Raw genomic sequence first — 24,504 nt, forward strand, 5'->3', positions numbered from 1 at the left:
TGCACTCCCCTTACTTGTTCATTTTTTTCAAATAGCTTGACCGCACCGCGAGGAAGAACAGAAGCTGAAAAAGGAAAAACCCTCCGATGGTGAGACTGAGCGGTCCCGCTACAACGGAATAGCCATCCACGGCCAATGTTCTCAAGGCAAACAGCGTATGCATGACAGCAATGACAAATGGAAAGAAAAAGAGAATCGCCAATTGTATCGTCACGCTTTGTGACATCTCACGCTCACTCAAACCGATTTTGGCCAGCGAACGGTAACGCTCCCGATCTTCTTCTAAATCGGTGAACAGCCTGAAATATAAGAAACTTGCTGCCGCGATAAAGAAGACGATCGCGATAAACAGGCCGATGAATAAACTTAAGCTCGGCAGCTGCACCGTATCATAGTAAGTTCCGGCTTTTGCCATAAAATCAGAATGCACGTCGATATAATTGCCGTAAATCTCATTTTTCAAGGATTGGCTGAACCCAAGACTGTCTTTCCAATGATCATACCTGTAGCCGTATAATGTCGCTTTATCACCGAGTGATTTGAGCTGATCAAAGGTTTTATCGTTCACCGCGATGATGGCATTTAATGAAATCAGCGGTTTTTTGACTTCTTTTACCGACAGTTTTTGGTCAGACGGCTTGCCTTTTTGGTTCAGCAGCTTCAGCTGATCCGGCGCTTCGTTTTTGAAATTGCGGTCATACGTACCCGGGAAAAAGACAGCCTCATCATTTTTCAGGCCGTTCAGCTTGACATGGAAGTATTTTGATACATCCGATTCGCTGATCATGTAAACAGGGGGAACCGTTTCTCCTTCCTGATAGCGAACATAAGAAACATCTATTTCGTCTTTCTTATACGTAAAGCCGTGTGTTTTCAGTTCATGGTCAATTTTTTTCAAATGAGTCTGTTCTTTTGGATTGCCGCTGTAAGATATATACTCCATCTCATAAGCGGACTCTTCCGCCCCGACGGTCGATTTGTACATCACGAGCACGCCCGTAGCCGTAAACGCAACCGCGGAAATCATGCTGACAATAAAGAACAGGCGGGCGTTGTCTTTTAAACGATAGACAAGGTCAGAAACCCAAATGATATTTTTCCCGCGCAGATAAAAGGTTTTCCACTTCTTCAGCGCGCGCAGAATCCAGATGCTGCTTTGGCTGAAAAAGAAATACGTTCCGATGACGGTGAGCAGTAAAATGATAAACGGTTCGGTCCCGTGGACATTGCCTTTAAGGACCATGCCGTACCCGCCGCACAGACAGGCGATGCCGAATAAGGACAGTAGCACGGACGGCTTTGGCTCCGGCTTAATCTTGTCAGTGCCCTTTATTAATTTGATAACCGTATTTGATCTGACAAAAAGGATCGTAAACTGCGATAAAAGGAAAAATAAGAGCAGAAATCCGCCAGCCGTAATACCGAGCGCTTTCCAAGGCATATACAAAGGCAGCGCGTCCATTTCTAAAATATAAGCGCCGACCGTAAAGAACGTCTTTGAAAAAATGAGTCCTCCGATAATGCCGGCTGCAATTGACATGACGCCGATGATCACATTTTCCGCAGTAATGAGCTTTCTTAGCTGCCCCGGCGTGATGCCCTGCATGAGCAGGATGCCGAATTCTTTATTTCTCGATTTCAAAAATGCATTAACCGAATACAGAACAAATAAGAAAGAAAAAACAAAGATCATCCATTCCGCGGCGGTTAATCCTTTTTTGGCGATATTATTCAGGTAGCCTTCCTTTAATGCCGGATGAAACAGGAACATCGCAAAGGTAAAGAAAATCAAAACGGAAAAGGCGCTGCTTAAAAAGAATGCAAGATAGGCCCTTTTGTTTCTGGTGACGTTTTTATAAGCGAACTGAAGAAAGGTCATTTGCGTTTCCCCCCAGCATAGACAGCACATCAAGAATTTGTTCATAAAATACTTGGCGGTTTTCCCCGCGGTAAATCTCATTAAACAGTTCGCCGTCTTTTATAAAGATGACGCGGCGGCAGTAGCTTGCCGCAACAGGATCGTGGGTCACCATCAAAGCCGTGACATGATCATCCTGATTCAGGCTCTGCATCGTTTCCATGACGTCTTTTGACGCTTTGGAATCAAGGTTTCCCGTCGGTTCATCGGCCAGGATGAGTGACGGCTTATGAATGACCGCTCTTGCGATGGCGGCCCGCTGGCGCTGGCCTCCGGACACTTCAAACGTCCGTTTGTTGAGCAGGTCTTCGATTCCAAGCTTTTCCGCGATGCCTTGCAGTTTTTCTTCCATTACAGACGGCGCTTCTTTTTCAAGCGTTAACGGCAGCATGATATTTTCACCGATCGTCAGCGTGTCCAGAAGGTTGAAATCCTGAAACACAAATCCGAGCTGCTTTCGGCGGAAATGAGCGAGCTTTGTCCGCTTCAGGCGATGCGGGTTTTCTCCGTGAATCAGGATATCGCCTGAATCCGGACGGTCGATCGTTGAAATGATATTCAAAAGGGTTGTTTTTCCGGAGCCGGACGGTCCCATCACCGCCGTGAACTCGCCTTCTTCTATAGAAAATGAAATTTGCTTTAAGGCTTGATAGGACACTTGTCCTTTATAGGTTTTATTTATATGTTTGACTTCAAGCATATTCGCCATGAAAATCCTCCTTATGGTTTTATTCTTGTTGGTCTGGGCTGCTTTCATGTAGTATCGGGGCGTTCGACATAAAAATTCCCCTTGACATAAATCCATGTTATCAAGGGGAAACAAAACGAGCTATGTTGTTTTCTTAACGCAGCCTTACATTTTTGTAAGAAATGAAAATCGAACCGATGTCCCTTTACCGGGAGACGAGCTGATGTCCACCGTATGATTGAGCTTGTCCGTAATTTCTTTGACGAGATGGAGGCCGATTCCCGTAGATTCTTGGAAACGCCGCCCGTTTTCACCGGTATAATAAGGGTCAAACACCCGCTTGATGTCTTGCGAGGGAATGCCAAAACCGTAATCTTTGACTTCAAGCACCGTCCTGTCTTCATCGCGGGAGACATTCAGCTCAAGTCTGTCACTCTTGCCCGCTGAATACTTGACCGCATTTGTGACCACTTGGCTGATCGCAAATTTAAGCCATTTTGCATCGGTGTAAATCTTATGATCATCGCAAATGTTCATTTTCGGATAAACGCGGTATTGAATAAAAAATCGTTTATAGCTTTGAATGACTGATTGGAGAAGCTCGGACAGGGAAACCGCTTCGATTTTAAAATCCCGTTCAAACAGGTCGAGCCTTGAAGAATAAAGAAGCGTCTCCAGCCCGAATTCAATCTGCCGGACTTCTTTTTTGATTTGTTCAAAAACGGGCTCATCCTCTTCCTGAATGATTAAATTAATGACCGACAGCGGCGTCTTTACTTGGTGCACCCATTGATTCATATACGTCACGCGCGCGTCAAGCTTGGCTTCGGTCTCATGAAGCTTCTGGTGCTGCAGCCGGATCAGCTCCATCTGCTTTTCATACAGCTCTGAACAAAACACTGAAGAACCGAGATACGGGATGTCCGTCCCTTCCTGTCCTGAACTGAGCCAATGATACACGCCGCGGTCTTTGTACCAGCGATAGGCAAGATAACCCGCCAAAATAAGAAGCTGCACGCCCAATATGTAAAACAAGTGAGAAAAAGAATGAAGACCCGCAAACCAGTAATAAAAGAAGACAAACAGCCCTTGAAGGAGAAAAAGCAGAATCAGCACTGCATGAGACCGGAGAAACAGCTTCATGACTGCGCCCTCAGCTGGTAGCCTTCGCCCCGCACCGATTCAATCGAAACAGGCGCATTCAGCTCCCGCAGTTTTTTTCTGAGCCGCGTGATATACACGTTAAGTGTATTATCATCGACGAAAATGTCGGTGTCCCACGTTTTTTCCATGAGCCTGTCTCTTCCCGTCACCTTTTCTCCCCGCTCCAGCAGCACTTCCAAAAGCTTACTTTCTTTTTTAGAAAGCTCGCTTTTTTCGTCATGAAAGCGCAGTTCAAACCGTTCCACAAAGAGCTGCACGCCGGCATATTCAACCACTTTCTCCCACTGTTTTGCGGCGTACTCTCCGTATGCCCTGCGGATCTGGCTTTTGATTTTCGCCAGCACAATATCGTAGGAAAACGGTTTTTCGATATAATCGTCTCCGCCGTTTTCAATCGCCATCACCTGATCCATTTCCCCGTTTCTGGCTGAAATGAAAATGATCGGGCTTGTGGAGTGCTGGCGGATCTGGCGGCACCAATAATAGCCGTCATAGGACGGCAGGTTGATATCAAGCAGCACCACATCAGGCTTTTCTCGCAAAAAGACATCAAGAACAGCCGTGAAATCCGCGGCGACCACGGTTTGGTATCCGTATTTTTCAAGATAATTCTGCAATAGTCCGCGAATGTCTTCACTGTCTTCTACAATCATGATTTTATTCAAACTGAACCACTCCCGTTTCTTACACTGCTGCCATCATCATAATCGTTTCGGGGGTACGGACGCAACACCGCACAAAAAAACCGCCATCTCGGCGGTTTCAGGTCTCTTCAGCCGACCTGCTGCTTAGCTGCTTTACCGGCTGATCCGAACTCTCTCATTTTGCTTCGCACTGTCTCTTCCACGGCTCCAATGCCGGGTGTCATATAGCCGCGCGGTTCGTACAGATCGCTGTTTTCCTGAAACATGCGGCGTGTTTCGTTTGTCCAGGCTACCATACATTCCGTATTGATATTGATCTTCGCGTGGCCGAGCGTGATGGCTTTTTTGATCTGATTCTGCGGAATCCCGGATGCCCCGTGAAGAACGAGGGGAATATCAGTCATGCGGGAGATAGCCTCCATTTCCTTAAATCCGAGATTCGGCTCACCCTGATATTTGCCGTGTACAGAGCCGAGGGCAGCGGCTAGCGCGTCGATATTGGTTTCTTTGACGATCCGCTCACATTCCGTGATATCGGCATAGCGGACCCCGCCGACCAGCCCGTCTTCCATTCCTCCGACCGTGCCGACTTCGGCTTCTACTGACACGCCGTGCTTTGCGGCATAATCGGTGACTTCTTTTGTCATCGCGATATTCTCGTCAATCGGCTGATGAGAGCCGTCAATCATCACTGAGCTGAATCCGGCATCAATGGCCTGTCTGCAGCGTTCCGCACTGCTTCCGTGATCAAGATGAAGCACCACGGGAACGGTAATCGCCATTTCCTCCATTAACGCGCCGACCATGGCGGCAATCGTTTTAAATCCGCCTAAATAGTCGACAAGGCGATCGGAAGCCGCGGCGATGACTGGTGATTGCTCCTTTTGCGCCGCTTGCAAAATCGCCTTCGTCCACTGCAAACCGTTGATATTAAACTGGCCAATCGCATATTGCTCCCGCTTTGCATCTTCAAGAAGCTCTTTCATCGATACAAAAGCCATGTTCACCCCTCCTTTATCCGTTACATGTTGAAGTATTTCGATACGACATCAACCGTTGTTTTTTTCGCTGTTTGAATGGCTTCCTCAGCACTTAGCTTATAGTATTCAGGCCGGAACAGCTCAACGGATACCACATCAGAGAAGCCGATTTCCTTGAGGGCTGATAAGTGGGCATCCAAGTCAATCGCCCCTTGGCCGGGCCATACGCGATCTTCATCCGTTAAAAAGCCGATTGGGAAATCTTCCGTATCGTCAATATGATAAATAAAGATTTTCTTCCCGTCCGCCTGCTTTAAGCTTTCAATATTTGATCCCATCGCATGGAAATGGAAGCTGTCAAAGACAAGCCCGACATTGTCGCGGCTGACAGTATTGATGATGTCATATGCCTGTTCAAATGTATTGACTGTACATTGCGGATGGCCGACAAACTCAAGGGCGATTTTTACGCCGTACGGTTCGGCGATATCAGAAAGCTCAGTCAGCACCTCTACACAGCTCTTTTTGATCTCTTCTTTTAAGATTTTCTGCTCCGTCACAAGCGGAACGGCCACCACATATTTCACACCGAGGGTTTTGCAGGTTTCCATCATGCCCTTAAATTCAGCAATGATCTCCTGATAGCCCTTTTCATCACGGTTATTGAAGAAAACGAGTGCGTTTAAGGCAAGCGGTTTAATGTGATGGGTTTGAAAGTATTCCGCAAGATCGGCCAATGAATGGTCTTTTAAGTACTCCGGCAGCTTATCCATTGTGCGGATTTCAATATAATCATAGCCATGCTTTTCGCATAGCTCTACATCCTGTTTAAGATTTGAGTTTTCTAATGTTGTTGCTTCATTAAAACAAAGTTTCATGTCAGACTCCCCCATCTGCGTTTTAGATATGAAGGGAGTTCGGCAGGAAGGCTGTTCGCCATATCCCGCCGAACTCCATGCTCAGCTTATGCCAGACCTAATTCTTCTTTCATTTTTTCAAGCATAAATCGGCTTGATTCATCCGCTCTTTCGTCGACCCAAGCAAACACGGCATTCGTCGCAATTCCGTCGAACTTCATCTCTCTCAGTTTTCTGAAAATCGTATCAAAATCAACCTCGCCTTGACCAATGTCCAAATGCTGGTGAACCGTTACTTTCGCGTCAGGCGGATTGACGATGTAGCGCAGACCGTGAGCCGCTTTATGATTAAAGGTATCTGCAAATAAAACATGTGTGAGACGGTCGCCGGCTTCGTCAAACATTGTCGCGATATCGCCTTTTCCGTCATCGTAGAAGAACGTATGCGCAGTCGAGTAGACAAGGTTGATCCAGTCCTTGTCGAGCGCGCGGATCATATCCATCGCACCTTTGTGCGTTTCGATAAAATCGTACGGATGGGCTTGAAGATTGAGTTTAATGCCTTCTTTTTCAAAGACTGGCAGAAGTTCATCCATAGATTTGATAAATTTTTCTTCGCTTGTTAAAGGATCATATTTTGAACCGCTGAATTCACTGTTCATCAAATCCACTTCAAGTTCAACCGCAATTTCGATTGCCCTTTTCCAGTTGCGCACCGCAGCCTGGCGGCGGTCTTCTTCAGGACCCGCCCAGTGGTAAAGCGGAAGGAGTGATGAAAGCTTAACACCTGTATCCCTTAAAAGCCGTTTTAATTGTTTGATCTTTGCTGAATCGACTTTCGGATATTTATAGAATGGACAAAAATCCTCGCGCGGCGAAAGTTCAATATATTCATAGCCAAGCTCCGCCGTTTTATAGACCATTTCCTCCAACGTTAAATCATCTCGATACATCGATGGATCCAATGCTAATTTCATTTTTTTCACTCCTCCATATTCCTAGTTTTCCACTGTTGTAAAGGATTGATAGAATTCCGGTTTTTCCTTCAAATCAACCTTTTCTTTTTGTCCAGATTCCTGGGCCTTTACACACGCGTCAGTCGTAACGGCAGCAATATAGCCGTCCCAAGCCGTCGGCCCGCTGACTTCGCCTTTTTTCTGGATCGAATCAATGAAGTCTTGGATTTCCACATCGTACGCATCCACAAAGCGTCTCTGCCAATCCATCAGAATATTTGTGCTGAATTTGCCTTCTTTTCTCATGCTGATGCTTGATGGTTCAGGAAGCTTGATGATGCCGTCTTCTCCGACGATCTCACATTGAATGTCATAACCGTATTTACAGTTCACATAGATTTCAGCATTGATGACGATACCGCCTTTTGTTTCAATGACTACGATTTGCGGATCTTTTAAGTGCGGCAGGACATTTTTTGATTTTTTCGGATAGATAACTTGAACGGACTCGTAGTCATCATTGACGAGCCAGTGCAGCACATCAATTTCATGAACAAGTGTATCGACAACGGCCATATCCGTTGTATAGTTATCAGCTACACTTGGGTTGCGGTGCGCGCAGTGAATCATAAGCGGCTCGCCGATGACATTGTTGTCGAGCGCTTCCTTCAGCTGTACGTAACCGCTGTCATAACGGCGCATAAAGCCGACTTGAACAAGGCGTTTCCCCGTTTTCATTTCCTCTTCGACGATGCGCATGCATCCTTCAGCAGTTGTCGCAAGCGGCTTTTCACAAAATACATATTTCTGGGCTTTAATCGCTTTCAACACACTCGATTCGTGCGCAGGCCCCCAGCTTGTCACTAGGACAGCGTCTACATTTTCATCTGCCAGAAGGCTGTCATCATCAGGATATACTGCTGCGTTTAATTGGTAGTGCTCGACGACGTTCTGTGCGGCTTCTTGATTCACATCCGTTACAGCTACAATTTCTGCGCCGGACAGTTTGTTTGTGATGCGGTTAATATGTTCTTTTCCGATTGCTCCAGTTCCAATAACACCAATACGTAAACTCATTGACAGCCACTCCCTCTGTTTGTTACATCATTTTGCTTTCAGTTTCTTGCTTTACTTGGCTCCGAGGAGATCCGTAGAGTTCCTCTTGAATTTGTTCAAGCGACTTGCCAGATGTATTCGGCGCGAAAAGAAGCCCGATCATCATGCTGGCCGTCACACACCCGAGGAGAATTGCGGCCATCGTTCCAACGCCGAAATGGGTGATAATCATTGGGACAAACAGACTCCAAATCCCTATTGAGATACGAACAAGGAAAAACATCAGTCCTTGTGCGGAAGCACGGTATTGAGTAGGAAAAATTTCGCTGGCCCATAATTGATAATTCGCTTGCTGGCCGGCTCCGTTATTGATCCCCATCACCACGATAAACAGAAGCAGGACCGGCAGTCCTTCAACCGGGAGCAGAAACAGCGTCCAGCCGATGACGGCCATAAAAGCAGCGATTCCAAAAACCGTTTTTCTATATTGATCTGCAAAGGGCATAAAGATCAGAGCGACCCCAAGGCCGGTAAAGATAAACAGGCCCATTTGCAAAAGATTTGCCATGTTGGCAGATACCCCGCCGACCTGCTGATAAATGTAAGGCATAAAGAAGCCCATAACGCCGGCGGCTAAGTTCCAAACCAAGTACACACCCATTAAAAACAGGATGCTTTTTACATACTTAGGCTTGAGCAAATCAAAATACGAGGTTTTGTGTAATACAGCCGGCTTCTCTGCCGCCTGTGTGTCTGCGGGCTTATTTTTCTGCTGCCACGCGTCTGACTCAGGAAGCCTGATTCTGAGGACGTACGTAATAAGAGCAATGACAAGCAGATGGGCAAATACGATTTTATTTCCCAACAGACCTAAATCACCGACCAACACAGAGAGAAGCAGAACAGCGACTGCCCCTGCGGCCCACGCAGCCTGTGCCACCCCGCAGTGGCGGGCCCGGTTTTTCTTAGGCGCGTTTTCCGCGATGATCGTCCATGAGGCGGTGATATCAGCGCCAACTGATAGCCCGATAATCATGTAACCGCTTAACAGCATGGGAAAGTTAACACTAAACAGGACGAAACAAATCCCCAGCGCATAAATCAGCATGCTGTTCGTATAAACAGCTTTTCGCCCGACTTTATCCGCCAAAAATCCCCCAAGCAAAGCACCGACAGCGGCAGAGATGGCATTCGCACTCAATGCGCCGAGCAATCCGATTTGGGTATCTGACAGCTTCAGGTAACTGACCCATAACGATAAACCAGCAGATCCAGCCACAATCGAACCGGCATCTATATAGTTAGCCAATGCTGCCGCGATTGTCCGTTTATTGAAGGCCGAATCTGCATTGGTATGGCCCATATATTCAGTCCCCATTACGCCAGATCCAGCAACTGCTCATCAATATAGTTTCTCGCGATCAATGCATACTCAAGCGGGTTTGCGACATCGGGGTCCTGTTCAGCTTCAATGACAATCCATCCGGAATAATTGTGCTTTAACAGCAGCTGATATACGTCTCTAAAATCAATGCAGCCGTCACCGGGAACCGTAAACATGCCTTGTAAAAACGATTGCTGAAACGATTTCCCTTCGAGTTTGCATTGTTCCATAACGTTCAGACGGGCATCCTTAAAATGGACATGTTTAATGCGATCGATATGCTTTTTCAGCATGCCCATGTAGTCGCCGTCAGAAATATACGCATGACCCGTATCGTAGAGGAGGTGCACATGTGCAGGGTCTGTTCCCTCCATCAGGCGGTCCACTTCAGCCGCTGTTTGGACGCCGGTGCCGAGATGGTGATGATATACCAGCTTTAAGCCATGCTGATCGGCAATTTTCCCAAGATGATTTAATCCTTCACAAAGCCGTTCCCATTCCTCATCAGTAAAATGCGGTTTCTCTGTGAACACGTTTTTCTCCAGACTTTGCACGCTGTAGGTTTGTTCAGAGACAACTGCAACATCCGCATTGACTTGCTGCAAATACTCACAATGCAGGGTAAATGCCTTCGCCGCTTCACCAAGTCCGTCACGCAAAATAAAACTGCTGAACCATTTTCCCGCAATGCGTAAATTCCGAAGCTTAAGCTCTTTATTAAGAATGGAAGGCTCGGGGAAAAAGCCCCCGACTTCCGTACCTTGAAAACGCGCGACAACTATATCACTTAACAAATGCTGAAGTGTATTTCCCGCTCCGATTTCAGGCATATCATCATTCCGCCACCCAATGGGAGCGATCCCCCACAGGATTTCATGTTTGCCCATCATGATGCCTCCCCTCTAATACTGCTTTGCAGATTCGAGCATTTTCTCTTTTGCTTCATATGCTTTTTGAACGCTTTCTTGTTCAGATACTTCAGCCACTCCGACATGCCACCAGCTGTCATAGCCGTCAGTCATTGTTTTTGGCAGCACTTTCATTTCAATCAACGTTGATACGTCTTGTTTCTTCGCATCCTCTAACGCCGCTTTTAACTCTTCTACTGTGTTAGCACGGTACGTTTTCGCGCCATAACCCTCAGCGACTTTCGCGTAATCGACATTCAAGATTTGGTTGTCATCTGTGCGGAACTCACAGTAGTAGCTGCCGCTTCCGTGGTCCATTTGCAGGTTGTTGATACATCCGAATCCTGAGTTGTCAAAAAGCAGCACATTGATCTTCTTGTTATACTGAATCGCTGTGATCAGTTCGGAATGAAGCATCAGGAAGCTGCCGTCTCCGACAATCGTATACACTTCTCTGTCTGGGTGAGCCAATTTAAGCCCCAGTGTGCCGGACACTTCATAGCCCATGCAGGAATATCCGTACTCCAGGTGATACGTATTCGGGACATTGGAGTGCCACAAACGCTGCAAATCTCCCGGAAGAGAGCCTGCCGAACAGATAATCACACTGTCTTCAGGAATGGTCTCGTTAATCGTCAGCAATGCCGTTGTTTGCGGAAGCTCGGTATTCAACGCGTCAGCGTACTCGTTTAGAATCTCTTGAGAGAAATGATGTTTGATTTCCGGATCAAATGCTTCCCGCTTAAATGTCACTTTGCTGAGGCGGTCGCGTTCAGCGAGCCATTCGTCCTTCAGCTCCTTGATCGTTGAACCGAATTCACTCCTATAGCCTTCAAGCAGGCCGTGCAGTTTGCCAAGCGTCACTTTCGCATCCGCCACCACTTGGAACGCATCGAGTTTATACGCCTGCATTCGGCTGACATTGATGTTCAGAAACTTCGCTTTATCAAAATCAAAAGCGGTCTTAGAGGATGTCGCAAAATCCGTATATCTTGTGCCGATACCGATAATCAAATCTGCTTGGCGGGCCGCCTTATTTGCCGCGAGGGTTCCTGTGATGCCCATTCCGCCCAAGTTGTTCGGAAAATCAGCTTCCACAGTCGATTTGCCTGCCTGTGTTTCAACCAGCGGAATGTCATAGGCCTCAGATATGGCTATTAATTCATCGCGCGCACCGGAATATTTCGCGCCTCCGCCTACGAGGATCACAGGTTTTTTGCTGGCTTTGATCAGCTCCGCCGCACCTAGAAGTTCACGCTCGCTCGGCTGCATGCGATCAATATAGTGAACCCGTTTGACGAAGAAACTTTCATCGAAATCGTACGCTTCGCCTTCCACATCCTGAGAAATGCAAATGGTCGCCGGACCCGCTTTTGCCGGATCAGTCATGACTTCAAAAGCGCGAAGCAAGCTGCTCATCAGCTGCTCAGGGCGTGTAACGCGATCCCAGTATCTCGATACAGGCTTCAATGCATCGTTTGTTGTAACCGCCGCACTGTACTCTTGCTCCATTTGCTGCAGTACAGGGTCGGGCTGTCTTGTCGCAAATGTATCTGCCGGAATGAAGAGAACAGGAATATTATTTGCCAATGCAGTGCCGGCTGCCGCCACTAAGTTGGCCGCTCCCGGTCCGACAGATGTTGAGACCGCGTAAATTTTTCTTCTCAGCATTTGCTTGCTGTACGCCATTGCGGCATGCGCCATTCCCTGTTCATTTTTCCCTTGGTACACTTTTAAATGGCCAGCATCCTGCTCAAGCGCCTGCCCAATCCCTAAAACATTTCCATGACCGAAAATCGTGAAAATCCCTTCTACGAAAGGCTCTTCCTTGCCATCAACATGGATGTACTGCTGGTTTAAGAATTTAATCAGCGCTTGTGCTGTTGTTAAGCGAATTTTCTTACCCACAAACGATCCCACCTTTACTCGATCTTTTTCAATTATGACTGTGCTTCAATAAGCTGTACGATTTCTTCCGCTGTCGGCATGGCTTCCGATGAGCTATGCTTGCTGACAACAATGGAGGCTGAGGCGCTTCCGTATTTCAATGCCGTTTCAATGTCTTTGCCGCTGACAAGTCCGTAGATAAAGGCCGAAGCATACGAGTCACCGGCTCCGAAGGTTTTCAGCACTTTTGTCTTGTACGCTTGGGCGCGGAAGACTTCGCCGGATTTGCTGTATGCGTACGAGCCTTCTACACCATGCTTGATGACGACGAGGTCGGCTGAATGGTCAAATAAATAATCGACAGACTCTTCATTGCTGCCGCCTGTGCGGTTTTCCATGACATCGAATTCATCCCGTGTTCCGATGACGATATCGGACTGCTCAGCGACCAAAGAATAGTAAACAGCTGTTTCATCGGCTGACTGCCATGTATATGGGCGATAATCCAGTTCGAACACGACTTTTACCTGGTGATTTTTCGCATATTGAACGGCTTTTAACACCGCTTCCCGTGACGGGCTTTTAGCGAGCGCTGTCCCGGAAACGAGCAGCATTTTCGCATTTGCGATGTAGTCCTCGCTTACCTCTGAAGGCTCAAGATAAAGATCGGCCACGTCATCGCGGTACATTAAGATACTGCATTCTTCCGGACTCAGAATTTCAGTAAATGCGAGACCGGCTTTATGCCCTTCCTTATCAACGACCATTTGTGTTGTGTCTACGCCGGTTTTTCTCATATAGGACTCTATGAATCTGCCATGCTGGTCATCTGGAATTTTGCCGATAAAGCCCGCTTTTAAGCCGAGCTTTGAGCTGCCGATCGCGATATTCGCAGGCGAGCCGCCGACGTATTTCGAAAATGTTATCGTTTCTTCCATTGGGCGATTGTATTCAACCGCGTTCAAATCAATACACGCCCGGCCGATGGAAACAATATCAAAGTCCTTCTCTTCGTTGAATGTATACTTCATCGTAAACAGCCACTCCTCACTTGTTAGCGTTCTAAAATCCACTCATGAGCCGGATCATTATGAAACTTCCATTTTCGTGTCGGTCCTGCCATGACATTTAAATAGTAGGACGTATATCCGTCCGGCACACCTACCGGGTGATATCCCGCAGGAACGATGACAACGTTTTCATTTTCTACAGTCATTGTCTCGTCAATGGAGCGGTCATCTGTGTAAACGCGCTGAAATACAAAGCCTTGGCCCGGATCTAATTCATGGTAGTAGGTTTCTTCCAAGAAGGACTCCTCCGGCAGGTTGTCTTGATCGTGTTTATGAGGCGGGTAGCTGGACCAGTTTCCGCTGTCTGTATACACTTCAACCACTAAGAGGCTGTTAGCTGAAGGATCTGAATCCGGAAGAATGTTGTGAACGGTCCGTTTGTTGGAAAACTTTCCGCGATGTTCAATCCCGTTGTCTTCCGCCTTGATCAGCTTTGTCGGAAGCTGTTTCTCTGATGGCGAATAACAAAGCGCCACTCTCGCATCACTCTCTGCCGTAATCTGAAAGGCACGGTCATTGGAGATATAGACGCTGTCTGTCGGTTTTCTCTCAAATACGCTTTCACGCGTACCGATATGTTCAAACGTAGATTCATGATCCGTCACTGTGATTTTTCCCGTCACTGCCACAATGCAGATTTCTTGTTTTTTCAATTCTTCTGTATAGCTTGAACCGGATGCGAGTTCTAACACTTTAAACTCTACATAGGTAAGATCTGAGTTTGATTTCGTTACTTCATGCACAAGTTTGACGCCTTTTGATACTTCATTCGACTGCGGCTTACGCAACAAATGACTCATGGTTAAGCCCTCCTCTTTCTATGGTAAGAATGAGTCCGAACAGCGCCGAGACACGCCGTTCGGCTGTTCGTCGTTTAGTTGAAATCGGGTGCCGGGTATCTTGCTGTCACTACTTTTTTACGCGTGTAGAAGTCGACGCTGTCTTTTCCGTTCGCATGCAGCGTTCCAAAGAATGAAGATTTCCAGCCTGAGAATGGGAAGAACGCCATCGGTGCCGGCACACCCAGGTTGATGCCGAGCATTCCCGCATCAATGTTTTCACGGAAGTAGCGGATGGCATTTGAGTTCGATGTGAACAAGCAGGCGCCGTTCGCAAACTCAGACTTGTTGGCAATCTCAATGGCTTCTTTCAGGTTTTTCACGCGGATGACGGATAATACCGGAGCGAAAATTTCATCTTTCCAGATCGTCATCTCTGTCGTGACGTTATCGAAGATTGTCGGGCCGACAAAGTAACCGTCGTCAGATACGTTTTCACGTCCGTCACAAACGAGTCTCGCGCCTTCTTCCAATCCTTTTTCAATATAGCTGAGCGTGCGTTTCTTGTTGTCCTCGCGAATAACCGGTCCTAAAAACACGCCGTCATCAAGGCCGTTTCCGATTTTAATCTCAGCCACTTTTTCCTGCAGCTTCGCTATGAATTCATCAGCGATACCTTCTTCAACTGTCACAACCGCACAAGCCATGCAGCGTTCTCCAGCTGAACCGAAGGCTGCTCCGATGATGTTTGTGACCGTGTCTTCGAGATTCGCATCATTCAGGACAATCGTGTGGTTTTTCGCGCCTGTCAGAGATTGAACACGTTTTAAGTTTTCGCTACCTTTTTTGTAGACGTATTCGCCAACAGGCTTAGAGCCAACAAATGAAATCGCTTTAATTTCAGGATGCTCCAGAATGCCGTTTACCACATCATGTGCACCATATACGACGTTGAAAACACCTTTAGGAAGGCCCGCTTTTTCGAAGAGCTCAACCAATTTCTCCGTTAACAGCGGCGTACGCTCAGACGGTTTTAAAATAAATGTGTTGCCGAGTGCAATGGCCATTGGGAACATCCAGCAAGGAACCATCATCGGGAAGTTAAATGGTGCGATTCCGCCGACAACTCCAATTGGGTAGCGGTAGTTGGCCGCTTCCACATCCGTCGCAATAGAAGCAAGTGAGTCACCCATCATCAGAGAAGGCGCACCGGCTGCGAACTCAACGTTTTCAATCCCGCGTCCCACTTCCCCCAGAGCTTCTTTTGTGTTTTTGCCGTTTTCGATGGTAATCAGATGAGCAAGTTCTTCTTTATGCTGAGACAGCAGCTGCTGGAAGTTAAATAGAATTCTCGCACGGCGCGGAACCGCCACTTTCGACCATGTTTTAAATGCCTCACCCGCTGTTTGAGCCGCGTAATCAATATCTTCTTTTGTAGAAATCGGCACTTGGCACAGCACTTCTTTCGTAGCCGGATTGATAACGTCTTCATATTGATCCGTTTTGCTTTCAACCCATTCACCGTTGATATAGTTTTTTAATTTTCTGATTTCTGCCATTCTTATTGCCTCCTTCATTAGTAAACACATACACTTGTATGGATGGTTCAGGATAGATTCATAAGATAAGAATTAACCGCTTTCAAAAAAAACAAAAAAAATCAATGGTTAGATACACTTTTTATGTAAGCAACCATATCATCACTGAAATCACACACGGCAGGTTACTTCTTGGTCATTTATTGGTTATATTCTAATCGTATAATACCCATAAGTCAATCACAAACACTAAATTTTTTCATTATTTTTATTATACTAATCTTTCAGTAATGCAAGAGACCGCCTGGAAGTCCGGCGAATCTTGCAAAAGATACATACCAATGTTATCATTTTTTAAGCAACTATTGATTAACTTTTGGTTTTTATTATATATTTACATTACTTTAAGATTCAAGAAGGAGTTTTTTGTATGAAACTGATGCGGATACAGGAAATGGAGGAGTACATTTTATCGCATGGCACTGTTTCCTTAGATGAGCTGTGCCAGGTTTTCAATGTCTCAAAAAACACAGTCAGACGCGATATCAACAAGCTGACGGAAAAAGGTGCGATCGAAAAAGTATACGGCGGCGTAACATCAATAGAGAAAACCGCACTTGTTCCTTTTGAGAATCGCACCATCCAGCACCAAGATGAGAAAACAAAAATTGCCCATTATGCTTCCCGGTTTATTGAAGACCATGACTTAATCTTCATTGACTCAGGAACAACAACCAAGTCGATTCTCGATACGCTTGATCCGAACAAAAATGTCACCATTTTAACCAACAGCTTGGACATTATCAATGCGGCATCGGCTATGAAGAATATCAACCTAATCATTATCGGAAACAACTATAAAAGAAAAACACGCTCCTTTGTCGGCATGGATGATCCGGGCACTTTGGAGAAGTACAATATCAATAAAGCCTTTATGTCTGCAACCGGAACAACACTGACACACGGACTGACCAATTCAGATCTGCTCGAGTATGACATTAAAAAGAGGATTTCTGAAAAAGCGAAAGAAGTGTATTTATTGGCTGACCATTCAAAATTCGGAAAATCAACGCTGCTGACCTATGCGCCCTTTGACAGACTGCACTGTATTGTGACCTCTCAGCCGTTAGATGACGAGTACACGCAGTACTGCCATGAGCACCAAATCGGCATTCATCTGGCCTAACGTTTACAATAGTGTTGAGAGTCTTTCATCAATTTTATTCCAGGAGGTAGATCATGAAAAAAGCAACGCTCGGAAAATCAGATTTGCAGGTTTTCCCTATCGGATTAGGAACAAATGCTGTCGGAGGACATAACCTCTACCCGAATCTGAATGAAGAAACCGGAAAAGAATTGGTTCGCGAGGCCATTCGTAATGGCGTGACCATGTTAGACACTGCTTATATTTATGGCATCGGCCGTTCGGAAGAGCTAATTGGTGAAGTGCTGCGTGAGTTCAATCGCGAAGATGTGGTCATCGCCACAAAAGCCGCGCACAGAAAAGAAGGAAATGACTTTGTTTTTGATAATTCGCCTGAGTTTCTGAAAAAATCAGTTGATGAAAGCCTGAAACGTTTGAATACCGATTATATCGATCTGTTCTACATTCACTTTCCGGATGAACATACGCCGAAGGATGAAGCGGTTAACGCACTGAATGAAATGAAGCAAGCCGGAAAAATCCGTTCCATCGGTGTCTCCAATTTCTCTCTGGAACAGCTGAAGGAAGCCAACAGAGACGGTTTGGTCGATGTGCTCCAAGGTGAATACAACCTGTTAAACCGTGAAGCGGAAACAACCTTCTTCCCGTATACGAAGGAACACAATATTTCATTCATCCCTTACTTCCCGCTTGTGTCAGGATTACTGGCCGGAAAATATACGGAAGATACGACGTTCCCTGAAGGAGACCTGCGAAACGAACAGGAACACTTCAAGGGCGAGCGTTTCAAAGAAAATATCAGAAAGGTCAACAAACTGGCGCCGATTGCTGAAAAGCACAACGTGGACATCCCTCACATCGTATTGGCTTGGTATTTGGCAAGACCGGAAATTGATATTTTAATCCCTGGAGCAAAACGTGCCGATCAATTGATTGATAACATCAAAACAGCCGATGTAACGCTTTCTCAAGAGGATATTTCGTTTATTGATAAGCTGTTCGCATAATAAGAAAACAGCCTTCTCCATAGGGAAGGCTGTTTTTTTTTGCCCATAAATTGGTTTGATTTTGATACAAAACTTACAAAAAGAGCCATGAATCCGATAAAATAAAGGTAGTTTATCTCAGAAAGAAAGTGATTGAAAAAGCTAAACATGATATGAAAGATTGATATGATTCAAACCAGAAATAATGGGCCGTTTCGGCGGTCTATGGAGGAAACAGAATGAAACTGAAATATGTTAAAGCCTTAGTTGCAGTAACCGTTGCTTTAGGTGTACTGCTGCCATCAGCCATGTCTCATGCAAAAAGTTTTAGCGGCCGCTCATCATCCAGTCACAGCAGCCGAAGTTCAAGCTCGTCATACAGCGGAAGCTATAAATCCAGCCCGAAATCAAGCTACAGTTCAGGATCAAGCTCTTCAAGCAAAAAGTCCAAAACGTCTGATGATTCATCATCATCGATTTCGCTGAAAAAGAAATCTTCCGAAAAGACAAGCTCATCAAGCTCTAAAACATCGTCAGGCACGTTTTCCGGCGCCACATCAAAAGTAAGCGGAAAGACATACAGCGGAAAAACATCTAAAGCTTATGTTGGCGGACGTTATGTTTCAGTGAATCATTATTACAATGCAGGATTCTCGCCATCAGGATGGTTTGGCTATTATAGCGGATTCACAACGAGCATGTTTATGATCAGCATGATGCACCCTTGGGGTTACACTTATCATCCAGTCGGGGGCCCAGGCTATGTTTCTTATGGCCCTTCGCCTATTGCCTGGATCGTTGATGTCATCGCTTTGATCATTATTTTAATCATAGTCATTGCAATCATTCGCGCATTTAAAACACCGAAGACATACAGAAGGAGCTTTTAGGTAATGAAATTAGTATTAAACGAGCAAGAAATTGTAGACGGGATTTGTGTGTATATTTCTAATGAAGAAGAGATTTACCCTGAAGACGTTGAAGTAAAAGAGCTGTCTTACAACAAGCGTACAGGATTTTTCGCTGAAGCCAAATATGGCCTGCATCACAAGCAGCTTGAGTCAGATGACATTTCAGAAGGCATTATTCAGTTCTTAGAGGAATACCACAACTTCAATCCAGACGTTACCGTCGTTGAATTGCAATTTGATAAGAAAAAAGGATTCTCCGCCTTGGTTTTCGTCAACGAGGGTGAAGAATAAAAATGTCTTAATCAGAACCTTACTCCGGGCGAGTAAGGTTTTTTTATGATGTTTTTTGAAATGCAGGTACAGAAACGGCTGTTTCCGGTCATGGGAAGAGCACCGCCCCTAATGATCAGCAGACTGCCTGACAGATAAAATGGGAATAAGCCTCCTTTTACTCATATCCTTGCGTGAAAAAGGTTTTGGCGCTTACAATGATTTTGAAAGGAATGGTTACAATGGCAAATGCTCAATTCCCTCTTATCACACAAAACCTTTCTCTCGATCTCGTTAATACTGAAATCATAAGCTATGATAAACGGCACGATCTCATCCAGTCAGAAAAAGATCTGATGGCATGGTTTGAAATAATGGGAGAAACTGCTCCTTTTCTCAGGTCTTTTACGCTGCAGCAAGTCCAAGAACCATTGCAACGGATTCATCAATTCCGCGCTGAGCTGAGAAAACATTTTGAGAGTATCGCCGAAGGCAGTAAACCTTCTCTAGCTTTTATCGCTTTCCTGCAAGATCAAATCGCCGCCGCTCCTTTTTCTTATCAAATCTTAGATGACAAACTTGCCCGCATTCCGAATGGAAAACCAGATGAATCTATTTTATCGCTTATCGCTTACGATGCATTATGGCTGATTCATACAAAAGAAATCCAACAGCTGAAACGGTGCGCAAACGAAAAGTGCATTTTGCTTTTTCTTGATAAAACAGGAAGGCGAAAATGGTGCTCCATGAAGATATGCGGCAACAGACAAAAAGTCTCACGCCATCATAAAAAAAATCAATAATGAGTAAAAAACCGTTCCCCAGAGAACGGTTTTTTTATCGAAGTTGAAACTAACCATTAAAAATAAAATTGACAGGTTAGTTTATAGCTATTATCCTATACATACTGGGAGGGATAAATTTGGAAAACAACTTCTTTTTGAAAATGCAAGGAAAAGGAAAAACACCTTTACAGGTAAATGGAAAGGACGCCGTCACAGGCTTTTTAGGAGGATTCATCACCATTCTGGCGCTTGCAGTATTGACCTCTTATACATCAAGCCCATGGTTAATGGCCCCTTTTGGAGCGAGCTGCGTGCTGGTATTCAGCGCTTGGAATGCACCTTTATCACAGCCGAGAAATGTGATTGGCGGGCATTTTATCTCTGCACTTACAGGACTGGCTGTCCTTCATATATTCGGAGCTCATCCCTGGACTTTTGCATTGGGGACAGGGCTTGCCATCTTTTTCATGATGCTGACCAAAACCACTCACCCTCCTGCCGGCGCAGATCCCATTGTGGTCATTCAAGGGGCGTATGCTTGGAGTTATTTACTGTTTCCCGTTTTCATTGGGTCTGCCATCATCGTGATCATCGCTCTCGTGATCAATAACTTGCGTAAAAACCGCCAATATCCCTCGTTTTGGCTTTAAATTTCCTTTTGTGAAATCAATCTTTTTTCAAACAAATGTTTCAAATTGATTAGGAGAAGGGTACTAATCTATTAACTTTGTTACATCGTACATACTCATTGGCTCAAAGACTGAGGAGGAACATTTGTGAAGACAAACACAAGGAAATATATGATCTACTTTTTCGGCGCTTTAGGGGGGCTGCTTTACGGTTATGATACGGGCGTTATCTCGGGAGCGCTGCTGTTTATCAACAATGATATCCCTTTAACAACACTGACAGAAGGATTGGTTGTCAGCATGCTGCTCCTCGGCGCGATTTTCGGTTCCGCTTTAAGCGGCACGTGCTCCGATCGCTGGGGCAGGAGAAAAGTCGTATTTGTTCTATCCATCATTTTTATCGTCGGGGCGCTTGCTTGTGCATTTTCTCAAACCATTACCATGCTGATCGCATCTCGGGTCATTCTCGGCCTGGCCGTAGGCGGTTCAACGGCGCTGGTGCCTGTATATCTTTCCGAAATGGCACCGACAAAAATCCGCGGAACACTCGGCACGATGAACAATTTAATGATTGTCACCGGTATTTTACTTGCATATATCGTAAACTATCTATTCACACCGTTTGAAGCGTGGCGCTGGATGGTGGGGCTGGCTGCAGTGCCTGCCGTGCTTTTATTAATCGGGATCGCTTTTATGCCTGAATCACCAAGATGGCTCGTGAAGCGCGGACGTGAAGATGAAGCGAAACGAATCATGAAAATCACTCATGATCAAGAAGATATTGAACGTGAACTGGCAGATATGAAACAAGGGGAAGCAGAGAAAAAAGAAACAACACTCGGCTTGCTAAAAGCCAAATGGATTCGCCCTATGCTTCTCATTGGCGTCGGCCTCGCCGTTTTCCAGCAGGCTGTCGGGATTAACACGGTTATCTACTACGCGCCAACCATTTTCACTAAGGCCGGTCTCGGCACATCGGCATCGGTGCTCGGCACAATGGGAATCGGCGTACTCAACGTCATCATGTGTATTACAGCTATGATTTTAATCGACCGCATCGGCCGCAAAAAGCTGCTGATCTGGGGAAGCGTCGGTATTACGCTGAGCTTGGCCGCACTATCGGCTGTGCTCCTGACGCTGGGGCTCTCAACATCAACAGCTTGGCTGACCGTTGTTTTTCTCGGAGTTTATATCGTATTCTACCAGGCAACATGGGGTCCGGTTGTATGGGTTCTGATGCCTGAGCTCTTCCCATCCAAAGCGCGCGGGGCCGCGACGGGCTTTACCACTTTGGTGTTATCGGCAACCAACCTGATCGTGTCGCTTGTCTTCCCGCTGATGCTCAGCGCCATGGGCATCGCATGGGTGTTTACAATTTTTTCAGTCATTTGTCTTCTCTCATTTTTCTTCGCCCTTTACATGGTTCCTGAAACCAAAGGGAAAAGCTTAGAAGAAATTGAAGCAAGCCTGAAACAACGTTTTAAAAGAAAGAACAACAGACAAAGCCGTATGCTCAATGAACGGACGTCATAAATAGAAAAAGGAATCGTCTCATCGGGACGATTCCTTTTTTATGGTTACACCATCACCTTGCACATATTGTTCGTAAATTCCACAGGGTCCTGAATCGGCAGACCTTCGATCAGAAGCGCCTGGTTATACAGGAGATTTGTGTACAGGCTTAGTTTCTCTTTATCTTGTTCGAAAGCGTTCTGCAGCGTCTTGAATACCTCGTGATTCGGGTTGATTTCCAGCACTTTGTCCGCTTTTACATTTTGGCTGTCCGGCATCGCATTTAAGATTTTTTCCATCTCGATTGTCACTTCACCGTCAGCTGCAAGGCAGACCGGATGAGATTTGAGACGTTTCGATACTCTGACGTTTTTCACTTTGTCAGACAGGATATTTTTCATTTCCTCAAACAGATCCTTGTACTTGCTTTCCTCTTCTTCAGACTGCTTTTGATCCTCTTCTGAATCGATGCCAAGATCGCCGCTTGATACAGATTTGAACTCTTTTTCTTGATATGAAGCGAGCATTTTGATCGCAAATTCATCGATGTCCTCTGTAAAGTAAAGAATTTCATAGCCTTTGTCCGCTACCATTTCCGTTTGCGGCAGTTTTTCAATGCGATCGTATGAATCACCGGTCGCGTAGTAGATATATTTCTGCTCTTCAGGCATTCTGGATACGTACTCGTCCAGGCTGACCAGTTTTTTCTCTTTGGAAGAGTAGAATAGTAAGAGATCCTTCAATTGATCTTTATTCGCGCCAAAATCATTGTACACGCCGAACTTCAGCTGTCTGCCGAACGATTTGTAGAAGGTCTCATATTTTTCTCTGTCTTTTTTCAGCAGGCTCTGCAGCTCGCTTTTGATCTTTTTGCTGATGTTTTTCGCAATCAGCTTCAGCTGGCGGTCATGCTGCAGCATTTCTCTGGAAATGTTCAGCGACAGGTCCTCAGAATCGACCATACCCTTCACAAAACTGAAGTGGTCCGGAAGCAGATCCGCGCATTTGTTCATGATGAGCACGCCGTTGGAATAGAGCTCCAAGCCTTTCTCATATTCCTTAGAATAATAGTCAAACGGCATGTTTTCAGGAATAAATAAAATGGCGTTGTAGCGCACGGCACCGTCAACACTGATATGGACATGAGTGAGCGGTTTATCAAATCCGTAATGCTTTTCAGCGTAGAACGTTTCATAGTCCTCATCTGTCAGCTCGCTCTTGTTTTTTCTCCAGATCGGCACCATGCTGTTAACCGTCTGTTCCTCCTGCACCTCTTCAAATTCATTGTCGCTGCCTTCCTTCGGCTTATTAACCGTTGTATCCATTTTGATCGGGTAGCGAATGAAGTCAGAGTACTTTTTGATGATCGCTTTTAAACGATATTCTTCTAAAAACTCATCATAGCTCTCATCTTCCGTGTTCTCTTTGATCTTCAGGATAATGTCTGTGCCGACAGAATCCTTTTCACACGGCTCAATTGTATAGCCGTCTGCGCCAGCAGATTCCCATTTATACGCTTCTTCGCTGCCGAGCGCCTTACTGATAACGGTCACCACATCGGCAACCATAAACGCCGCATAAAATCCGACACCGAATTGCCCGATGATGTCATGGCCGTCCTTCAGTTCGTTTTCTTTTTTAAACGCAAGAGAGCCGCTTTTCGCAATCGTACCGAGGTGCTGTTCAAGCTCGTCCTTTGTCATTCCAATCCCTGTATCCGTGATGGTCAGTGTTCTCGCGCCTTTGTCAGCCGCGACTTTTATGTAGTAATTGTCTTTATCGAAGGTTAGCGCATCATCTGTCAGCGCTTTGTAATAGATTTTGTCAATCGCGTCACTCGCATTGGAAATTAACTCGCGAAGAAAGATTTCTTTTTGAGTGTAAATGGAGTTAATCATCATATCCAGCAGTCGTTTGGACTCTGCTTTAAACTCTTTTTTAGCCATTCAGCTCGCTCCTTTTTCATGCTTTGTGATGTTATGTAAACTCTTTTCAGCATCTATTTATCATAAATGACGACTCATGTCAATACGATTTTCATCAAAGATCAATAGATGCGTATATATGTAAATTTAACATTAGTTGGGGGTGTTTTCACTATTTTTTCTAGACAGTCTGATAAGAAAAAGAGAGGATCAGCCTCTCTTTTGTCCTGCATCATTCCATCGGCTAAACTCCCGCTTCATCCAAATATGCACCGGATAGAAAAACAAACAGAACGGTATCAGAAACAATAGATTATGCCATGAAGCATTCAGAAATGCGCTAGCTGTAACCGGAAACGTAATCTCTTGCAATAAAAAAGAGATGACAGTCAGCACAGCAAACGCAGCCGGAATCGTAATGAGACAATAAAATTTAAGTTCCTTCTTATGCTGTATCTTCAAAACACATAAAACCTCCCAACAATTTCCAGT

23 protein-coding genes are annotated in these 24,504 nt (G+C 45.5%); 7 read left to right on the forward strand and 16 right to left on the reverse strand.

Annotation, left to right across the window (positions count from 1 at the left end):
- Window positions 1–10 precede the first annotated feature (10 nt).
- From yxdM to iolA, 14 genes are all read right to left on the reverse strand, one after another.
- Window positions 11–1,879 (reverse strand): ABC transporter permease YxdM, encoded by a 1,869-nt coding sequence (yxdM, locus tag NSS75_RS21330; RefSeq protein WP_268496383.1) that lies wholly within the window; start codon window positions 1,877–1,879, stop codon window positions 11–13.
- Complete coding sequence (gene yxdL / locus NSS75_RS21335; protein WP_101859696.1) at window positions 1,854–2,627, reverse strand: ABC transporter ATP-binding protein YxdL; 774 nt, start codon at window positions 2,625–2,627, stop codon at window positions 1,854–1,856. Before yxdL ends, yxdM begins: the two co-directional genes overlap by 26 nt.
- 144 nt (window positions 2,628–2,771) lie before the next feature.
- Entirely contained in the window at window positions 2,772–3,749 is a 978-nt protein-coding gene (yxdK, locus tag NSS75_RS21340) for a two-component system sensor histidine kinase YxdK (RefSeq protein WP_339235014.1), read from the reverse strand.
- Window positions 3,746–4,435 carry a two-component system response regulator YxdJ gene (gene yxdJ / locus NSS75_RS21345; RefSeq protein WP_339235016.1) on the reverse strand — a complete coding sequence of 230 codons (690 nt, stop codon included), beginning with the start codon at window positions 4,433–4,435 and terminating at the stop codon, window positions 3,746–3,748. Before yxdJ ends, yxdK begins: the two co-directional genes overlap by 4 nt.
- A gap of 107 nt (window positions 4,436–4,542) precedes the next feature.
- The gene (iolJ, locus tag NSS75_RS21350) at window positions 4,543–5,415 is read right to left on the reverse strand and encodes a 6-phospho-5-dehydro-2-deoxy-D-gluconate aldolase (protein WP_024123440.1); all 873 of its coding nucleotides are present in this window, start codon (window positions 5,413–5,415) and stop codon (window positions 4,543–4,545) included.
- 20 nt (window positions 5,416–5,435) lie between these two features.
- Window positions 5,436–6,272: a 2-keto-myo-inositol isomerase gene (gene iolI, locus NSS75_RS21355; protein WP_103672021.1), complete on the reverse strand. Its 837-nt coding sequence runs from the start codon at window positions 6,270–6,272 to the stop codon at window positions 5,436–5,438.
- 86 nt (window positions 6,273–6,358) lie between these two features.
- Window positions 6,359–7,228, reverse strand: coding sequence for a sugar phosphate isomerase/epimerase (locus NSS75_RS21360; RefSeq protein ID WP_024123442.1), 870 nt, complete (start codon window positions 7,226–7,228; stop codon window positions 6,359–6,361).
- Window positions 7,229–7,249: 21 nt separating this feature from the next.
- On the reverse strand, window positions 7,250–8,284 hold the full coding sequence (iolG, locus tag NSS75_RS21365; protein WP_339235021.1) for a bifunctional inositol 2-dehydrogenase/D-chiro-inositol 1-dehydrogenase: 1,035 nt from the start codon (window positions 8,282–8,284) through the stop codon (window positions 7,250–7,252).
- A gap of 22 nt (window positions 8,285–8,306) precedes the next feature.
- The gene (locus NSS75_RS21370) at window positions 8,307–9,626 is read right to left on the reverse strand and encodes an MFS transporter (RefSeq protein ID WP_339235024.1); all 1,320 of its coding nucleotides are present in this window, start codon (window positions 9,624–9,626) and stop codon (window positions 8,307–8,309) included.
- Between the two features lie 14 nt (window positions 9,627–9,640).
- Window positions 9,641–10,534 (reverse strand): myo-inosose-2 dehydratase, encoded by an 894-nt coding sequence (gene iolE / locus NSS75_RS21375; RefSeq protein ID WP_024123445.1) that lies wholly within the window; start codon window positions 10,532–10,534, stop codon window positions 9,641–9,643.
- Window positions 10,535–10,549: 15 nt separating this feature from the next.
- Window positions 10,550–12,463, reverse strand: a complete 1,914-nt coding sequence (gene iolD / locus NSS75_RS21380; protein ID WP_216394713.1) for a 3D-(3,5/4)-trihydroxycyclohexane-1,2-dione acylhydrolase (decyclizing) — start codon at window positions 12,461–12,463, stop codon at window positions 10,550–10,552.
- A 32-nt stretch (window positions 12,464–12,495) separates the two neighbouring features.
- On the reverse strand, window positions 12,496–13,473 hold the full coding sequence (iolC, locus tag NSS75_RS21385; protein WP_339235032.1) for a 5-dehydro-2-deoxygluconokinase: 978 nt from the start codon (window positions 13,471–13,473) through the stop codon (window positions 12,496–12,498).
- A gap of 23 nt (window positions 13,474–13,496) precedes the next feature.
- The gene (gene iolB, locus NSS75_RS21390; protein ID WP_024123448.1) at window positions 13,497–14,312 is read right to left on the reverse strand and encodes a 5-deoxy-glucuronate isomerase; all 816 of its coding nucleotides are present in this window, start codon (window positions 14,310–14,312) and stop codon (window positions 13,497–13,499) included.
- 74 nt (window positions 14,313–14,386) lie between these two features.
- Entirely contained in the window at window positions 14,387–15,850 is a 1,464-nt protein-coding gene (gene iolA, locus NSS75_RS21395) for a methylmalonate-semialdehyde dehydrogenase (RefSeq protein WP_024123449.1), read from the reverse strand.
- A 409-nt stretch (window positions 15,851–16,259) separates the two neighbouring features.
- Between iolA and iolR the strand changes: the two genes are divergently transcribed.
- The 7 genes from iolR to NSS75_RS21430 all read left to right on the forward strand — a co-directional run bounded on the left by iolR (window position 16,260) and on the right by NSS75_RS21430 (window position 22,108).
- Window positions 16,260–17,015 (forward strand): myo-inositol utilization transcriptional regulator IolR, encoded by a 756-nt coding sequence (iolR, locus tag NSS75_RS21400; RefSeq protein WP_024123450.1) that lies wholly within the window; start codon window positions 16,260–16,262, stop codon window positions 17,013–17,015.
- Between the two features lie 53 nt (window positions 17,016–17,068).
- Window positions 17,069–18,001, forward strand: coding sequence for an aldo/keto reductase (locus NSS75_RS21405; protein WP_024123451.1), 933 nt, complete (start codon window positions 17,069–17,071; stop codon window positions 17,999–18,001).
- A gap of 218 nt (window positions 18,002–18,219) precedes the next feature.
- The gene (locus NSS75_RS21410; protein WP_268496367.1) at window positions 18,220–18,870 is read left to right on the forward strand and encodes a hypothetical protein; all 651 of its coding nucleotides are present in this window, start codon (window positions 18,220–18,222) and stop codon (window positions 18,868–18,870) included.
- A gap of 3 nt (window positions 18,871–18,873) precedes the next feature.
- Window positions 18,874–19,182 carry a DUF2653 family protein gene (locus tag NSS75_RS21415; RefSeq protein WP_024123453.1) on the forward strand — a complete coding sequence of 103 codons (309 nt, stop codon included), beginning with the start codon at window positions 18,874–18,876 and terminating at the stop codon, window positions 19,180–19,182.
- A gap of 221 nt (window positions 19,183–19,403) precedes the next feature.
- Entirely contained in the window at window positions 19,404–19,964 is a 561-nt protein-coding gene (locus NSS75_RS21420) for a CGNR zinc finger domain-containing protein (RefSeq protein ID WP_339235041.1), read from the forward strand.
- A 143-nt stretch (window positions 19,965–20,107) separates the two neighbouring features.
- Window positions 20,108–20,596 (forward strand): HPP family protein, encoded by a 489-nt coding sequence (locus NSS75_RS21425; protein WP_240312878.1) that lies wholly within the window; start codon window positions 20,108–20,110, stop codon window positions 20,594–20,596.
- Between the two features lie 126 nt (window positions 20,597–20,722).
- Complete coding sequence (locus NSS75_RS21430; RefSeq protein WP_095712623.1) at window positions 20,723–22,108, forward strand: sugar porter family MFS transporter; 1,386 nt, start codon at window positions 20,723–20,725, stop codon at window positions 22,106–22,108.
- Between the two features lie 44 nt (window positions 22,109–22,152).
- On the opposite strand, the gene htpG is transcribed toward NSS75_RS21430, so the two are convergent.
- Together htpG and NSS75_RS21440 are read right to left on the reverse strand one after the other, a co-directional pair.
- Entirely contained in the window at window positions 22,153–24,033 is a 1,881-nt protein-coding gene (htpG, locus tag NSS75_RS21435) for a molecular chaperone HtpG (RefSeq protein ID WP_024123457.1), read from the reverse strand.
- Between the two features lie 189 nt (window positions 24,034–24,222).
- Complete coding sequence (locus tag NSS75_RS21440) at window positions 24,223–24,474, reverse strand: hypothetical protein (RefSeq protein ID WP_024123458.1); 252 nt, start codon at window positions 24,472–24,474, stop codon at window positions 24,223–24,225.
- Between the last annotated feature and the right edge of the window lie 30 nt (window positions 24,475–24,504).

It is taken from the genome of Bacillus sp. FSL K6-1012, assembly GCF_037964915.1.
In the GTDB taxonomy this organism is placed as follows: domain Bacteria; phylum Bacillota; class Bacilli; order Bacillales; family Bacillaceae; genus Bacillus; species Bacillus halotolerans.

Excerpts from the sequence above, each read along its gene's own strand:
- yxdM (WP_268496383.1), bottom strand. The coding sequence starts at position 1,879 with ATGACCTTTCTTCAGTTCGCTTATAAAAACGTCACCAGAAACAAAAGG.
- yxdL (WP_101859696.1), bottom strand. The coding sequence starts at position 2,627 with ATGGCGAATATGCTTGAAGTCAAACATATAAATAAAACCTATAAAGGA.
- yxdK (WP_339235014.1), bottom strand. The coding sequence starts at position 3,749 with ATGAAGCTGTTTCTCCGGTCTCATGCAGTGCTGATTCTGCTTTTTCTC.
- iolJ (WP_024123440.1), bottom strand. The coding sequence starts at position 5,415 with ATGGCTTTTGTATCGATGAAAGAGCTTCTTGAAGATGCAAAGCGGGAG.
- iolI (WP_103672021.1), bottom strand. The coding sequence starts at position 6,272 with ATGAAACTTTGTTTTAATGAAGCAACAACATTAGAAAACTCAAATCTT.
- NSS75_RS21360 (WP_024123442.1), bottom strand. The coding sequence starts at position 7,228 with ATGAAATTAGCATTGGATCCATCGATGTATCGAGATGATTTAACGTTG.
- iolG (WP_339235021.1), bottom strand. The coding sequence starts at position 8,284 with ATGAGTTTACGTATTGGTGTTATTGGAACTGGAGCAATCGGAAAAGAA.
- NSS75_RS21370 (WP_339235024.1), bottom strand. The coding sequence starts at position 9,626 with ATGGGCCATACCAATGCAGATTCGGCCTTCAATAAACGGACAATCGCG.
- iolE (WP_024123445.1), bottom strand. The coding sequence starts at position 10,534 with ATGGGCAAACATGAAATCCTGTGGGGGATCGCTCCCATTGGGTGGCGG.
- iolC (WP_339235032.1), bottom strand. The coding sequence starts at position 13,473 with ATGAAGTATACATTCAACGAAGAGAAGGACTTTGATATTGTTTCCATC.
- iolB (WP_024123448.1), bottom strand. The coding sequence starts at position 14,312 with ATGAGTCATTTGTTGCGTAAGCCGCAGTCGAATGAAGTATCAAAAGGC.
- iolA (WP_024123449.1), bottom strand. The coding sequence starts at position 15,850 with ATGGCAGAAATCAGAAAATTAAAAAACTATATCAACGGTGAATGGGTT.
- iolR (WP_024123450.1), top strand. The coding sequence starts at position 16,260 with ATGAAACTGATGCGGATACAGGAAATGGAGGAGTACATTTTATCGCAT.
- NSS75_RS21405 (WP_024123451.1), top strand. The coding sequence starts at position 17,069 with ATGAAAAAAGCAACGCTCGGAAAATCAGATTTGCAGGTTTTCCCTATC.
- NSS75_RS21410 (WP_268496367.1), top strand. The coding sequence starts at position 18,220 with ATGAAACTGAAATATGTTAAAGCCTTAGTTGCAGTAACCGTTGCTTTA.
- NSS75_RS21415 (WP_024123453.1), top strand. The coding sequence starts at position 18,874 with ATGAAATTAGTATTAAACGAGCAAGAAATTGTAGACGGGATTTGTGTG.
- NSS75_RS21420 (WP_339235041.1), top strand. The coding sequence starts at position 19,404 with ATGGCAAATGCTCAATTCCCTCTTATCACACAAAACCTTTCTCTCGAT.
- NSS75_RS21425 (WP_240312878.1), top strand. The coding sequence starts at position 20,108 with ATGCAAGGAAAAGGAAAAACACCTTTACAGGTAAATGGAAAGGACGCC.
- htpG (WP_024123457.1), bottom strand. The coding sequence starts at position 24,033 with ATGGCTAAAAAAGAGTTTAAAGCAGAGTCCAAACGACTGCTGGATATG.